The organism is Streptomyces sp. NBC_00158, assembly GCF_045160885.1.
GTDB lineage: Bacteria > Actinomycetota > Actinomycetes > Streptomycetales > Streptomycetaceae > Streptomyces.
Map to the genome: position 1 here is coordinate 2,313,758 of NZ_CP108161.1, position 14,079 is coordinate 2,327,836.

Sequence of the window (14,079 nt, forward strand, 5' to 3'; positions counted from 1 at the left end):
GACGGCAGGGCGCCGCCCTAGAAGAGGGTGGCCTCCTCCGGACCCTCCAGCTCCCGGAGCAGCTCCGGCCCGTTGTTGCGTACGCTGCTCACCGCCGTGGCCACCGGGTACGCCCGCATCAGCCCGCCCGGCGGGGGCGCCAGCAGCGCCCGCAGCCCGTTCTCGTCGGTGCGGGCGGGGTCCAGCCAGGCGTCCCAGCGGTCCGGGGTCAGCATCAGCGGCATCCGGGGGTGGATCTCGGAGAGCGAGCGCGGCCCCTCGGCGGGCGCCACCCCCAGCGGGGTGGTCTCGGCCTCGGCGGTGATCACCGAGCAGGTGGCCCACCAGGCGCCGGGGTGGTCGGCGGGCAGGGTGGCGTCGCGCCAGAACTCGTAGATCCCGGCCATCGCGAAGACCGAGCCGTCGGCGGGGAGCACGAAGTACGGCTGCTTGCGGGCCCGCTTCTTCTTCCCCTCGACCTCCAGCTCCCGCTCGTCGTGCGCGGTGACCCACTCGTAGTACCCGTCGGCGGGGACGATGCAGCGGCGCTGCGCGAAGGGGCGGCGGAAGGACGGCTTCTCGTGCAGGGTCTCGGACCGGGCGTTGATCATCCGGGCCGCGCCCTCGGGGTTCTGCGCCCAGGAGGGGACCAGGCCCCACTTCAGCACCCGCAGCTGGCGAACCGGACGGGGGTCCCGCGCGTCTTTCAGGGGACGGTCGAGGACGACGTGGACCTCCTTGGTCGGCGCCACGTTCCAGTCGGGGGCCAGGGTCTCGCTCGGCTCCCACCTCTCGATCCCGAATATCCCCGCCAGCTCCTGGGGCGTCCGACTCGCCGCAAACCTTCCGCACATGGCTGACACACTGCCATGGACCCGACCTCCGACCGCAAGGAGTCCGCCACTCCATGGACAGCAGCACGACGGCCGGCCTCTGGGACCGGCTCACCGGAATACAGGCCGCGCCCGCCTTCTGGCTGGTGCTGGCGACCGGACTGGCCGCGCTCGCGGTCGTGGCGCCCCGGCCGGTGTGGCTGGTGGCGCGGAACGCGATCACCATCGCGCACGAGGGCGGCCACGGACTGCTCGCCCTGCTGACCGGGCGCCGGCTCACCGGGATCCGGCTGCACTCCGACACCAGCGGGGTGACCCTCAGCTGGGGCAAGCCGACCGGGATCGGGATGGTCCTGATGCTCGCCGCCGGCTACACGGCGCCCGCGCTGCTGGGCCTGGGCGGGGCGGCCCTGCTGGCGGCGCACCGGATCACGCTGCTGCTGTGGGCGGCGACCGCGCTGCTGCTGGTGATGCTGGTGATGATCCGGAACGCGTACGGGCTGCTGACGGTGGTGCTGACCGGCGGGACGTTCCTGCTGGTGTCCTGGAAGGCCCCCGAGGCGGTCCAGGCGGCGTTCGCGTACGGGGTGGTGTGGTTCCTGCTGCTGGGCTCGGTGCGGCCGGTGTTCGAGCTCCAGGCCCAGCGCCGGGGCGGCGCGGCTCCGGAGTCCGACGCGGACCAGCTGGGCCGCCTCACGCACGTCCATCCGGTCGCCTGGCTGCTCATGTTCCACACGGTCACCCTGTGCTGCCTCATCGGCGGCGGGCGCTGGCTGCTCGCCCTCTGAGACGGGGCCGCGATCCAGATCGGGGGCCGTGGGGAGCCACTAAAGTAAGGGCCATGACCGAGACCCCCGCGCTCCATGACCTCTGGCCCGCTCCGTTCGCGGAGCAGGCCGTCCACGCCACCGTCACCGTGCCTGGGTCCAAATCGGTCACCAACCGCGCCCTCGTGCTCGCCGCCCTCGCGGCCGAGCCGGGCTGGGTGCGCCGCCCGCTGCGCTCGCGAGACTCCCAGCTGATGTCGGACGCCCTGCGGGCGCTGGGCGTCGGCATCGAGGAGACCGTCTCCTCCAGCTCCGCCGACGGCGACAGCGGCGAGGCCTGGCGGATCATCCCGGCGGCCCTGCACGGCCCGGCCACCGTCGACGTCGGCAATGCCGGCACGGTCATGCGCTTCCTGCCGCCCGTGGCCACCCTGGCCGACGGCGACATCCGCTTCGACGGCGACCCGCGCTCCTACGAGCGCCCCCTCGGTCAGGTCATCACCGCGCTGCGCGCCCTCGGCGCCCGGATCGACGACGACGGCCGGGGCGCGCTGCCCATGACCGTCCAGGGCGGCGGGGCCCTGGAGGGCGGCACGGTCGAGATCGACGCCTCCAACTCCTCCCAGTTCGTCTCGGCGCTGCTGCTGTCCGCGCCGCGCTTCAACCAGGGCGTCGAGGTCCGGCACGTGGGCGGCAAGCTGCCCTCGATGCCGCACATCCGCATGACCGTGGACATGCTGCGCGCGGCCGGCGCCCAGGTCGACACCCCCGAAGCCGGCGGCGAGAAGGACGTGTGGCGGGTGGCGCCGGGCGCGCTCCTCGGCCGCGACATGGTCGTCGAGCCGGACCTGTCCAACGCCCAGCCCTTCATGGCCGCGGCGCTGATCACCGGCGGCACGGTCACCATCCCGGACTGGCCGCTGCGCACCACGCAGCCCGGTGACGCACTGCGCGAGATCTTCACCGCGATGGGCGGCTCCTGCGAGCTGACCGAGGCGGGCCTGGTCTTCACCGGCACCGGCAAGATCCACGGCATCGACGTGGACCTGAGCGAGGTCGGCGAGCTGACCCCGGGCATCGCGGCCGTGGCCGCGCTCGCGGACTCGGAGTCGGTCCTGCGCGGCGTCGCGCACCTGCGGCTGCACGAGACGGACCGGCTGGCGGCGCTGACCGCGGAGATCAACGGCCTCGGCGGCGACGTCACCGAGACCGAGGACGGCCTGCGGATCCGTCCGCGCAAGCTGCACGGCGGCGTGTTCCACACCTACGACGACCACCGCATGGCCACGGCCGGCGCGGTGATCGGCCTGGCCGTGCCGGGCGTGGAGATCGAGAACGTGGCGACGACCGCGAAGACCCTGCCGGACTTCCCGAAGATGTGGACGGACATGCTCGCAGGACCGACGGGAGCGGGAGCGTAGGGGCCCGGTCATGCGCAGGTACGGCAAGCACACCGACGAGGACGACATCCGCCAGCGCCCGAACCCCAAGGGCAACCGGGCCAGGACGAACATCCGGCCCAAGCACGAGGACGCCTCCGACGGCTTCGTCCTCACCGTGGACCGCGGCCGGCTGACCTGCCTGGTCGAGGACCGCAAGGTCATCGCCATGAAGGCCCGCGAACTGGGCCGCAAGGCGGCGGTGGTCGGCGACCGGGTGTCGCTCGTCGGTGACCTGTCCGGCAAGAAGGACACCCTCGCGCGGATCGTGCGGATCCAGGAGCGCAAGTCGGTCCTGCGGCGGACCGCGGACGACGACGACCCGTACGAGCGGGTGGTCGTCGCCAACGCCGACCAGCTGGCCATCGTCACGGCGCTGGCCGACCCGGAGCCCCGGCCCCGGATGATCGACCGCTGCCTGGTGGCCGCGTACGACGCCGGGCTGGAGCCGCTGCTGGTCCTCACCAAGTCCGACCTGACCTCCGCGGACAAGATCCTGGAGGTGTACTCGACCTTCGGGCTGAACTACGTGGTCACCAACCGCGAGGAGCTGGCGACCGGCGATGCCGCCGACCGGGTGCGCGAGCGCCTGGACGGCCGGATCACGGCCTTCGTCGGCCACTCCGGCGTCGGCAAGACGACCCTGGTGAACTCGCTGGTCGGCGAGGGCCGCCAGCGGGCCACCGGGCACGTCAACGCCGTCACCGGCCGCGGCCGGCACACCACCACCTCGGCGCTCGCGCTGCCGCTGCCCTCCGGGGACGGCTGGGTCATCGACACCCCGGGCGTGCGCTCCTTCGGCCTGCACCACGTGGACCCGTCCCGGGTGGTGCTGGCCTTCCCGGAGCTGGTGCCGGGCACGGAGGAGTGCCCGCGCGCGTGCAGCCACGACGAGCCGGACTGCGCGCTCGACCGGTGGGTGGAGGACGGCCACGCGGACCCCGCGCGGCTGTACTCGCTGCGGCGGCTGCTGCAGACCCGCGAGCGCCGCGAGGGCGACTGACCGCGGGCCGGAGACGGACCGCAGGCGCACCGTGGGCGGACCCGCCGGCGACAGGTTGATCGTCCGGCGGGGTTTGCCACCGCCCATGTCTGGTAAATGCATAATCGCACCAAGTGACGCCGAGTCACCTGACGCGGGGAGGCATACGCCATGGCGTGGCTGCTGGTCGTGGTCGCCGGGATCCTGGAGACGGGCTTCGCGGTCTGCCTCAAGCTGTCGCACGGGTTCACCCGGCTGTGGCCGACGATCGCCTTCGCGTGCTTCGCCCTCGGCAGCTTCGGGCTGCTGACCCTCGCGCTGAAGAAGCTGGACGTGGGTCCGGCGTACGCGGTGTGGACGGGCATCGGGGCGGCCGGGACGGCGATCTACGGCATGGTCTTCCTGGGCGACCTGGTCTCGACCCTCAAACTCGTCTCGATCACGCTGGTGATCCTCGGGGTCATCGGCCTCCAGCTCTCCGGTTCGGCGCACTGAGCAGCCGCAGCAGCTCCGCCGCGGCCGGCTCCTGGCCCGGCTCCCCCGGCGCGACCACGTAGGACAGCGCGAGCCGTACGGCGAGCTCGCAGCGGCGGGCCGGCTCCTGCGGCAGCGCGGCCGCGGCCCGGTCGCGCGCCGCCCGGGTCAGCTCCCCCGGCCCGAGTGCCTGCCGGCCCCCGGGCGGGGGCGGCGAGGGCAGGCCCGGCCCCCAGGAACCGGTGAGCAGGGCCCGTACGAGGACCCGTGCGCGGGCCGCCCGTACGGTCCAGTCGGCGACGGCGGCGAGCCGCTCGGCGGAGCCGCGCGCGGCGGGCGCGGCCAGCGCCCGTTCCACCCCGTCGAGGTACCAGTCGGCGGAGCGGCGCACCAGGGCCCGGCCCAGGCCCGCCTTGCCGCCGAACTCGTTGTAGAGGGTCTGGCGCGACACCCCGGCGGCGGCCGCGACCTCGACCATCCGCACGGCCGGCCAGGGCCGGGCGGCCAGTGCGGCCTCGGCCGCTTGCAGCAGGGACTCACGGGCCGTCGGCATCGCCACCTCCCCGCTGGATTCGCCGGCCGCACATCCCCACCAGGGTTGACGGGCCGCCAGGTCCCGTCAAGGGCGCGTCCCGGCCGCACTGTGGACCTCGTTCGCCGGGACCGGCCGGTCTCGATACTGTTCGGCCATGTCCACGTATGCCGATGACCTGCGCCTCGCCCTCGAACTCGCCGACGCGGCGGACGCCGCCACGATGCAGCGCTTCCGCGCCCTGGACCTCCAGGTGGAGACGAAGCCGGACATGACGCCGGTGAGCGAGGCCGACAAGGCCGCCGAGGAGGTCGTCCGGGCCGGGATCCAGGCCGCGCGCCCCGACGACGCGATCCTCGGCGAGGAGTACGGGCTCAAGGGCGACGGGCCGCGCCGCTGGGTGGTGGACCCGATCGACGGCACGAAGAACTACGTGCGCGGCGTCCCGGTCTGGGCGACGCTGATCTCCCTGATGGAACAGGACGCGGACGGGGTGTTCCGCCCGGTCGTCGGCGTGGTCTCGGCCCCGGCGCTGGGCCGCCGCTGGTGGGCCTCGCAGGGCGGGGGCGCCTTCGCGGGCGGCGCGCTGGGCGAGCCCGCCGGGCCCGTCTCCGTGTCCAAGGTGGCCTCCCTGGGCGACGCCTCGTTCGCGTACTCCTCGCTGAGCGGCTGGGAGGAGCAGGGCCGGCTCCCGGGCTTCCTGGACCTGACTCGCGCGTGCTGGCGTACGCGGGCGTACGGCGACTTCTGGCCGTACATGATGGTCGCGGAGGGCTCGCTGGACCTGTGCGCCGAGCCGGAGCTGAACCTGTGGGACATGGCCGCCATCGCGGTCGTGGTGCAGGAGGCGGGCGGCCGGTTCACCAGCCTGGACGGGGTGGACGGGGTGGACGGCGGCAACGCGGTGGCCTCGAACGGCCTGCTGCACGACGAGATGCTGGGCTTCCTGAACCGCAGGGCCTGAAGCGGAGGGCCTGAAGCGGAGGGCCGCCCGGCGCGCTCGCGCGCTGTGCGTGCCCCCTTGATGACTTTCCGTGTCCGTGGGAGTCTGAGGATCCCCCCGCTTGTGCGCTTGTGAACGGCTTCTCTAAGTGGAGGACCTACGCGTGCCGCACCCCACCCAGGCGGGGGCTCACCCCAGGAGGTGGCTCTCCCCATGCTCGTCCGCGACGCCATGAGCACCGTGATCCTGACCCTCGGACCCGCGCACTCCCTCCGTCAGGCGGCCTGCCTGATGTCCGGCCGGCGCGTCGGCGCGGCCGTCGTCCTCGACCCCGACCACAGCGGCATCGGCATCCTGACCGAGCGCGACATCCTGAACTCGATCGGCGCCGGCCACGACCCCGACCGGGAGTCGGTGGGCGCGCACACCACGAACAACGTCGTCTTCTGCACCCCCGACGCGACCGTGCAGGAGGCCGCGGAGGCCATGGTCCACGGCGGGTTCCGGCACCTGATCGTGCTGGAGGACGGCGGCCCGGTCGGCATCGTCTCCGTCCGCGACGTCATCCGCTGCTGGGTGCCGGCCCGCCGGGCCGTGCACGCGTAGCGCTCCGGCACGGGAACGACAGCGGGCCGGAACCCCGGCGAAGGGGTTCCGGCCCGCTGTCCTGCTACGGCAAGCGGCCTTGATCAGCCTCGGAGGGCCTGGACCGCGGCTTCGAGCCGCTTGCCGAAGTCGGCGTCCGCCCGGCGGAAGTTCTCGACGGCGCGCTCGACGATGTCGTCACGGGAGACCTTGGCGATGAAGCCGGACAGGTTCTCGATCAGACGGGACTTCTCGTCCTCGGAGAAGAGGCGGTAGAGGTTGCCCGCCTGGACGAAGTCGTCGTCCTCGGAGTGCGAGGGGGTGGCGTGGTTGCCGGTGCCGCCGGTGACGGGGGTGGACTCCCACAGCGGGCGGCCGGTCTGGGCGGGGCCGCCGAAGCTGTTGGGCTCGTAGTTCTTGGAGCCCTTGTGGCGGCCGTCGTACAGGTAGCCGTCGCGGGAGTTGGTGCGCGCCTCGGTGGCGTGCGGGCGGTTCACCGGCAGGTGGTCGGCGTTGATGCCGACGCGGTAGCGGTGGGCGTCGCCGTACGCGAAGAGACGGCCCTGGAGCATCTTGTCCGGGGAGGGGCCGATGCCGGGGACGAAGTGCGCCGGGGAGAAGATGCTCTGCTCGACCTCGGCGAAGACGTTCTCCGGGTTGCGGTTGAGCTCCAGCTTGCCGATCTCGATCGGCGGGTAGTCCTCGTGCGGCCACACCTTGGTGAGGTCGAACGGGTTGAAGCGGTAGTTCGCCGCCTCGGCCGCCGGCATGATCTGGACCTGCACGGTCCAGGTCGGGAACTCGCCGCGCTCGATGGACTCGCGCAGGTCGCGCTGGTGGGAGTCCGGGTCCTCGCCGGCGAGCTGGTTGGCCTCGGCCTGGGTGAGGTTCTTGATGCCCTGGTCGGTCTTGAAGTGGTACTTGACCCAGAAGACCTCGCCGGCCTCGTTGCTCCACTGGAAGGTGTGCGAGCCGTAGCCGTTCATGTGGCGGTAGGACGCCGGTATGCCGCGGTCGCCGAACAGCCAGGTCACCTGGTGGGTGGACTCGGGCGACAGGCCCCAGAAGTCCCAGACGTTGTCCGGCTCCTGCGAGCCCGTGTACGGGTCGCGCTTCTGGGTGTGGATGAAGTCGGGGAACTTGATGGCGTCCCGGATGAAGAAGACCGGGGTGTTGTTGCCGACGAGGTCGTAGTTGCCCTCTTCGGTGTAGAACTTCAGCGCCCAGCCGCGCGGGTCGCGGCGGGCGTCGGCGCCGCCGAGGCTGTCCGCGACGGTGGAGAAGCGCAGGAACGTTTCGGTCTGCTTGCCGACCTCGGAGAGGAACTTGGCGCGGGTGTACCGGGTGACGTCCGCGGTCACCGTGAAGGTGCCGTAGGCGCCGGCGCCGCGGGCGTGCACCACGCGCTCCGGGATGCGCTCGCGGTTGAAGTGCGCGAGCTTCTCCAGCAGGAGCTGGTCCTGGACCAGGACCGGACCGCCGACGCCGGCCGTCTCGCTGTTCTGGTTGTCGGCGACCGGAGCCCCGGCCTCCGTGGTGAGCGGTCCCTGCGTCACGTGCGCCTCCAGCGTCATTCGTGCATGTCCTGTCCTTGGCGTTTGCCGTAATCGATCCTACGATGGACTTTGTCTAAGTCAAGCAAGCATCCAAGTCCACACTGGTTCGGGATCTACACGGATTCCCCGCTGTTAGGCTGGCGTGTATGAGTGACCTGCTGGAACGACTTCGCGGACGCGGCTGGCGCATGACGGCACAGCGCCGCGTCGTGGCCGAAGTGCTCGACGGTGACCACGTGCACCTGACGGCGGACGAGGTGCACGCACGTGCTGTGACCAAACTGCCCGAGATCTCTCGCGCGACGGTCTACAACACCTTGGGCGAGCTCGTATCGATCGGCGAAGTCCTCGAAGTCTCGACGGACCGGCGGGCCAAGCGGTACGACCCCAACGCCCACCGCCCCCACCACCACCTGGTCTGCGCCCAGTGCGGCGCCATCCGGGACGTCCACCCGGCGGGCGACCCGCTGGCCGACCTGCCCGACGGCGAGCGCTTCGGCTTCACGGTCTCGGCGGTCGAGGTGACGTACCGCGGGGTGTGCCCGAACTGCGCGGGCGCCTGACGCGTCACGGAAGAAGGCCGGGAGCCCTGGGCTCCCGGCCTTCTTCGCGTTCAGAAACGGCCCGGAAACGACTCGAGGCCCGGATCCATGGGATCCGGGCCTCGGGCCTTCAGTAGCGGGGACAGGATTTGAACCTGCGACCTCTGGGTTATGAGCCCAGCGAGCTACCGAGCTGCTCCACCCCGCGTCGGTAAACACGACTCTACGTGAGGCCACCCGGCAGATGCAAATCAGTTGTCGGGAACCCCGGCGGGCGGCGGCTCCGCCGCCCCTACGCGGACAGTTCCTCGGCCAGGGCGTCGCGCAGCCGGGCGGCGCGCTCGGACACCTCGGCCGGACCCAGCTCCATGGCCCGCACGCACCACTTCTGCCCCTCGGCGAGGTCCCCGTGCCGGGCCGCGAGCAGCCCCAGCCGGAGCGCGGCCCGGCCGTGCCCGGCCACCGCCGCGCGGGTCCACCACAGGGCCGCCTCGGGTTCGCTGCCCTCGCGGGCCAGCAGCAGCCCGAGGTTGAAGGCTCCGTTGCGGGAGCCGGCCTCGGCCGCCTCCCGGTACCAGCGGGCCGCCACCGCGAGGTCGCCCCGGGCGGCGGCGAGCATGCCGACCCGTACCTGTGCCCGGCGGTGGCCCTGCTCGGCGGCGCGCGCGTACCACTCCTCGCTCTCGGTGCGGGCGGCTCCGCCGACGGGCTCGCCGAGGGCCACCGGCTCCGGCGGCGGGGCCAGCGATTCCAGCAGGGCGGCCAGCCGGAATGCGGCCTCCGCGCTGCCGCCGCCCGCCGCGCAGCGCAGGTGCCGCTCGGCGGCCCGCTCCTCGCCGTCGCGCACGAGGGCGATCCCGACCTGGAGCGCCGCGTCGGTGTGCCCGGCGGCGGCGGCCCGCTCGTACCACTTCAGGGCGGAGCGGTCCTCGTCCCGGCTGGCGAAGAGGATCCCGAGGTTGAAGGCGGCGTCGACGCTGCCGGCCTCCGCGGCCTTGGAGAACCAGGGCTCGGCGCCGGCCGCGTCCCCGGCCTGGAGCAGCATGATCGCCAGGGCGTTGGCGGCCTCGCGGTGGCCGGCGTACGCGGCCCGGCGGTACCACTGCTCGGCCTGCGCGGTCCGCTCCTGGGCGGCGCAGAGCAGGGCGAGGTTGTAGGCGCCGTTGTGGTCGCCGGCGTCCATGGCGACCCGGTACCACTTCTCGGCGGTCTGGGTCTCGCCGCGGGCGGCGTGCAGCGCGCCGAGGGCGTTCGCGGCGTTGCCGTCGCCGTCCTGGGCGGCGCGGTGCCACCAGGCGGCCGCGCTGTCCTCGTCGCCGGCGTCGCGCAGCAGGAAGCCGAGGGCGCAGGCGGCGCGGGCCTCGCCCTGCTTGGCGGAGCTGAGGTACCAGCGGCCGGCCTCCTTGAGCTCGCCGCGGGCCTCCAGCAGGGCGCCCAGGTGCAGTCCGGCGCGGCGGTGCCCGCGCGCGGCGGCCTGGCGGTACCACTGCTCGGCCTCGGCGGGGTCGCCCTTGCGCAGGTGGCGGGCGAGCCGGTAGGCGGCCTCGCGGTGCCCCTGCTCGGCGGCGGCCCGGAACCAGCGCTCGATGCCCTTGTCCCCGCGGTGTTCCAGCAGGTCGGCCAGGCCGTAGGCGCCCAGGGCATGTCCGGACTCGGCCGCCTGGCGCAGCCAGTACTCGGCGGCGGGCTCGTCCCCGCGCTCGCGGTAGTGGCGGCCCAGGGCGTGCGCGGCGGGGGCGGATCCGGCGACGGCGGCGACCCGCCACCAGCCGGCGGCCTCGTCGGGGTAGCCGCGCTGGAGGAGGAGGACGCCGAGGTTGTTGGCGGCGGCGCGGTCGCCGCCACCGGTGGCGCCGCGGAGGTAGGGTTCGGCGCCGGCCAGGTCGCCGCGGCGCAGCAGCAGGGCGCCGAGCACGCTCATGGCGCCCGGGTCGCCCTTGTCGGCGGCCACGCGGTGGCGGGCCTCCAGCTCGGCGTCGGTGGCACCCTCGGCGTCCCCGAAGGCTTCTGCCGCGCTGTGCCTGTCCAAAAAGTCCGCATCGGTCAGTGCGGTCTGCGCGTTAACGGTCGGAGCGGCCTCGCCCGTTCCCGCGCCCGACTCGGCCTCCGCCCTCACAAACCGCCCTGTCTCCAGCAGAGTTGACCTGTCCCCCATAAATCCCATCGTCGCATCACCTGCTACCCGCGTACACCTGGTATGTCGCAGCCAGTGAGGTCACTACAGCGTTTTGTCGACATGCCCACAGAGAGACAAGTCAAACACGCTCGCCCCCCAACTCACCCGCCCCAGTGACCCCGTGTCTCCCAACAGCACCTTTTCGGTGCTCCGGACATGACGAAGGCCCGGATCCCATTGGATCCGGGCCTTCGTCTTCAGTAGCGGGGACAGGATTTGAACCTGCGACCTCTGGGTTATGAGCCCAGCGAGCTACCGAGCTGCTCCACCCCGCGTCGGTGAAACCACAGTATCACGACGCGGGACGGAACCATTACGGGGTTTTCCGCACCGCCTAGCCGCCCGGCTTGGGCGCCGTCAGCTTCGCCTCCGCGTCGATCGCCCGCTTCAGCGCCGCCTGCAGGTCGCTCTGCGCCTTGCCGTACGCGGCCCAGTCGCCCGCCTTCATCGCCTTGTCGGCCTCCTCCACCGCCTTCTGGGCGTCGGCGAGGGCCGCCTTGACCGTCGGGTCCTGCGCGGTCGGCGGGGTGTTCGGGTTCGTCGGCGTCGTCGGGTTCGTCGGCGTCGTCGGCGGCACCGGCGTGGTCGGGGCCTCGGCTCCGAAGACCACGTTCAGCGCCTTCTCCAGGGTGTCCTCGAAGGCCGTCTGGCCGCCGTAGGTCACCAGCACCTTGCGCAGCAACGGGTACTTCAGCCCGGAGCTGCGCACGTACACCGGCTCCACGTAGAGCATCCCGCCGTCCATCGGGACCGCGAGCAGGTTGCCGTACTCGATCTCCGAGTCGCCGCCGCGCAGCAGCCGGATCGACTCGGCGATCTTCGGCTCCGACTGGAACTTGCTCTGGACCTGGCCGGGGCCGTCCGGCGGCTTGCTGGTCGGCATCTTCAGGATTCGGATCTTGCCGTAGTCCGGGGTCCCGGGATCGGCGTTCACCGCCATGAAGGCGCTCAGGTTGGGCCGCTCGTTCGGCGTGAAGGTCGTCGTGAGCGAGAAGACCTGGTCCTTCTCAGGCTGGCCCGGCATCTTCATCGACAGGTAGTACGGCGGGACCGCCGTGCCGGCCTTGGTCGTCGGGTCGTCCGGGACGGCCCAGGCCTCACTGCCGCTGAGGAAGGTCTGCGGGTCCGTGACGTGGTACCGGGTCAGCAGCTCGCGCTGGACCTTGAAGAGGTCCTGCGGGTAGCGCATGTGGTCCATGAGCGGCTTGGAGATCTCGCTCTTGGGCTTCACGGTGCCCGGGAAGGCCTTCATCCAGGTCTTCAGGACCGGGTCCTTGGTGTCCCACTGGTACAGGTCGACCGTGCCGTCGTAGGCGTCGACGGTGGCCTTCACCGAGTTGCGGATGTAGTTGACCTGGTTCTCCTGGGCGACCACCGCGCGCTGGCTGTTGGTCAGCGAGTCCGCGGTGCTCTGGCCCAGCGTGGTGCGCGAGGCGTACGGGTAGCCGTTCGTCGTCGTGTAGGCGTCGACGATCCACTTGATCCGGCCCTCGACGACGGCCGGGTACGGGGCCCCGTCGATGGTCAGCCAGGGGGCGACGGCCTCGACGCGGTCCTTGGGCGTGCGGTTGTACAGGATCCGCGAGCCGTCGCCGATGGCGCCGGAGTAGAGGATCTGCGGCTCGCTGAAGGCGAGCGCGTACGCGGCGCGGTTGACCGGGTTGTCCAGGTTGACCCCGGAGTTCCCCTTGTAGCTGGTCTCCTTCTCGCCCTTGTCGTCCGAGTAGTCGAGCTCCTTCTGCGGACCGCCGACGATCGAGTACTGCTTCGTCTGCTCGCCGTAGTAGATGCGCTGCTCGAAGTCGGTGCCGAACATGCCCTTGGAGGGCAGGTCGGACTGCGTGAAGTCGGGGGCGCCGTCCTTGACGGTGGTGCCCTTGGCCGCGACCACGCCGTAGCCGTGCGTGTACTTGAAGTGGTCGTTGATCCAGTTGTTCTTCGGGATGCCGCCGATGTTCAGCTCGCGCAGCCCGATGACCGTGTCCTGGCCGTCGTACCGGTCGACCGCCAGCGTGGACGGGAAGCCGTAGTAGCCCTTGACCTGCTGGAGCTGCTGGAAGGCCGGCGAGACGATGTTCGGGTCGAGCAGGCGCAGGCTGGCCGTGGTGTCGGCCACCGAGCGCAGCTTGGTGCGGTCCTCGGTCTGCGGGGCGCCCGGGTAGTCCTTCACGTCGGCCCCGTCGATGCCGTAGGCGTCGCGCGTGGCCTTGATGTTCTTCTCGACGTACGGCGATTCCTTGGCCTGCTCGTTCGGCTGGACCTGGAACTTCTGGACGATCGCCGGGTAGAGCCCGCCGATCAGGATCGCCGAGAGGACCATCAGGCCGAAGCCGATGACCGGCAGCTGCCAGGTGCGCCGCCACAGGGTGGCGAAGAACAGCACCGCGCAGATCGCGGCGATGGCGACGAGGATCGTCTTCGCCGGCAGGTAGGCGTTGGCGTCGACGTAGCGCAGGCCGGTCCAGTTGTCGGCGGCCTTGAAGTCGCTGGACTTCACGGCGAGGCCGTACCGGTCGAGCCAGTACGCGATCGCCTTGAAGGTGACGAAGAGGCCGAGCAGCACCGACAGGTGCCCGGTCGCCGCGGCGGTGGCCCGGGCGCCCGGGCTGGTCACGCGCAGTCCGCCGTACAGGTAGTGCACGACGACGGCGGCGATCACCGAGAGGACGACGGCCGCGAAGCCGAAGCCGAGGAGGAAGCGGTACCAGGGCAGGTCGAAGGTGTAGAACGACACGTCCAGGTGGAACTGGGGGTCCTTGCGCCCGAAGGGCACCCCGTTCACGTACATCAGCCAGGTCTTCCACTGGCCGGCCGCCGAGGCGCCCGCGATCAGTCCGACGATCGCCGCGATGGCCAGGAGCAGCCACTTCTTGTACGGGGCGACGCTCATCCGGTACCGGTCGAGGCTCTGCTGCTCCATCGACATCGCGCTGAGCGGCGGCCGCAGCCGGTACGCCAGCCAGATGTTCAGCCCGACCGCACCGGCCATCAGCAGGCCGAAGACGGCGAAGAGGCCGATCTTGGTCCACAGGGTGGTGGTGAAGACGGAGGAGTACTTGACGGAGCGGAACCAGAGCCAGTCCGTCCAGAACCCGGCGAACATGATGAACGCCATCGCCAGGACGGCAAGGACGCCCAGTGTCGTCAGGAGGGTCCGGGCGCGCCGGGAGGGGCGGCCGACTCTCATCCGTGGCCCGGAGGGGCCTCCGCCGCGGTCCGGCATCTGGAAAGCCAAGGTGCGCACCTCGAAAGTCGCTGTGTCTGGTCCTGG

At 71.8% G+C, this 14,079-nt stretch carries 12 protein-coding genes and 2 tRNA genes; 7 read left to right on the forward strand and 7 right to left on the reverse strand.

The window, feature by feature from the left end:
- Positions 1-17: 17 nt before the first annotated feature.
- Positions 18-833 carry an SOS response-associated peptidase gene (locus OG553_RS10235; protein ID WP_405978674.1) on the reverse strand — a complete coding sequence of 272 codons (816 nt, stop codon included), beginning with the start codon at positions 831-833 and terminating at the stop codon, positions 18-20.
- A 53-nt stretch (positions 834-886) separates the two neighbouring features.
- Here OG553_RS10235 and OG553_RS10240 point away from each other — a divergent pair, with 53 nt between their 5' ends.
- From OG553_RS10240 to OG553_RS10255, 4 genes are all read left to right on the forward strand, one after another.
- Positions 887-1,600: a M50 family metallopeptidase gene (locus tag OG553_RS10240; protein WP_405978675.1), complete on the forward strand. Its 714-nt coding sequence runs from the start codon at positions 887-889 to the stop codon at positions 1,598-1,600.
- 53 nt (positions 1,601-1,653) lie between these two features.
- Positions 1,654-3,000: a 3-phosphoshikimate 1-carboxyvinyltransferase gene (gene aroA, locus OG553_RS10245; protein ID WP_405978676.1), complete on the forward strand. Its 1,347-nt coding sequence runs from the start codon at positions 1,654-1,656 to the stop codon at positions 2,998-3,000.
- Positions 3,001-3,010: 10 nt separating this feature from the next.
- Entirely contained in the window at positions 3,011-4,021 is a 1,011-nt protein-coding gene (gene rsgA / locus OG553_RS10250; RefSeq protein ID WP_405978677.1) for a ribosome small subunit-dependent GTPase A, read from the forward strand.
- Between the two features lie 150 nt (positions 4,022-4,171).
- Positions 4,172-4,495: a multidrug efflux SMR transporter gene (locus OG553_RS10255; RefSeq protein WP_007266432.1), complete on the forward strand. Its 324-nt coding sequence runs from the start codon at positions 4,172-4,174 to the stop codon at positions 4,493-4,495.
- Here the strand turns inward: OG553_RS10255 and OG553_RS10260 are convergent.
- Positions 4,461-5,027 (reverse strand): TetR/AcrR family transcriptional regulator, encoded by a 567-nt coding sequence (locus OG553_RS10260; protein ID WP_405978678.1) that lies wholly within the window; start codon positions 5,025-5,027, stop codon positions 4,461-4,463. The two genes, OG553_RS10255 and OG553_RS10260, sit on opposite strands and share 35 nt — an antisense overlap.
- A 136-nt stretch (positions 5,028-5,163) precedes the next feature.
- Between OG553_RS10260 and hisN the strand changes: the two genes are divergently transcribed.
- The gene (gene hisN / locus OG553_RS10265) at positions 5,164-5,970 is read left to right on the forward strand and encodes a histidinol-phosphatase (RefSeq protein ID WP_405978679.1); all 807 of its coding nucleotides are present in this window, start codon (positions 5,164-5,166) and stop codon (positions 5,968-5,970) included.
- A 192-nt stretch (positions 5,971-6,162) separates the two neighbouring features.
- A complete protein-coding gene (locus OG553_RS10270; RefSeq protein ID WP_405978680.1) occupies positions 6,163-6,555 on the forward strand; it encodes a cyclic nucleotide-binding/CBS domain-containing protein in 393 nt (130 codons plus the stop codon).
- 83 nt (positions 6,556-6,638) lie between these two features.
- Here the strand turns inward: OG553_RS10270 and OG553_RS10275 are convergent, their stop codons facing one another.
- A complete protein-coding gene (locus OG553_RS10275) occupies positions 6,639-8,108 on the reverse strand; it encodes a catalase (protein WP_405978681.1) in 1,470 nt (489 codons plus the stop codon).
- A 128-nt stretch (positions 8,109-8,236) separates the two neighbouring features.
- On the opposite strand from OG553_RS10275, the gene OG553_RS10280 reads away from it, so the two are divergent.
- Positions 8,237-8,653 (forward strand): Fur family transcriptional regulator, encoded by a 417-nt coding sequence (locus tag OG553_RS10280; protein WP_405978682.1) that lies wholly within the window; start codon positions 8,237-8,239, stop codon positions 8,651-8,653.
- Positions 8,654-8,766: 113 nt separating this feature from the next.
- Here OG553_RS10280 and OG553_RS10285 read toward each other — a convergent pair.
- The 4 genes from OG553_RS10285 to OG553_RS10300 all read right to left on the reverse strand — a co-directional run bounded on the left by OG553_RS10285 (position 8,767) and on the right by OG553_RS10300 (position 14,052).
- A tRNA-Met gene (locus OG553_RS10285) sits at positions 8,767-8,840 on the reverse strand.
- 84 nt (positions 8,841-8,924) lie between these two features.
- Positions 8,925-10,796: a tetratricopeptide repeat protein gene (locus OG553_RS10290; RefSeq protein WP_405978683.1), complete on the reverse strand. Its 1,872-nt coding sequence runs from the start codon at positions 10,794-10,796 to the stop codon at positions 8,925-8,927.
- A 213-nt stretch (positions 10,797-11,009) separates the two neighbouring features.
- Positions 11,010-11,083 (reverse strand) — tRNA-Met (locus OG553_RS10295).
- 59 nt (positions 11,084-11,142) lie between these two features.
- Positions 11,143-14,052 (reverse strand): UPF0182 family protein, encoded by a 2,910-nt coding sequence (locus OG553_RS10300; protein ID WP_405978684.1) that lies wholly within the window; start codon positions 14,050-14,052, stop codon positions 11,143-11,145.
- Between the last annotated feature and the right edge of the window lie 27 nt (positions 14,053-14,079).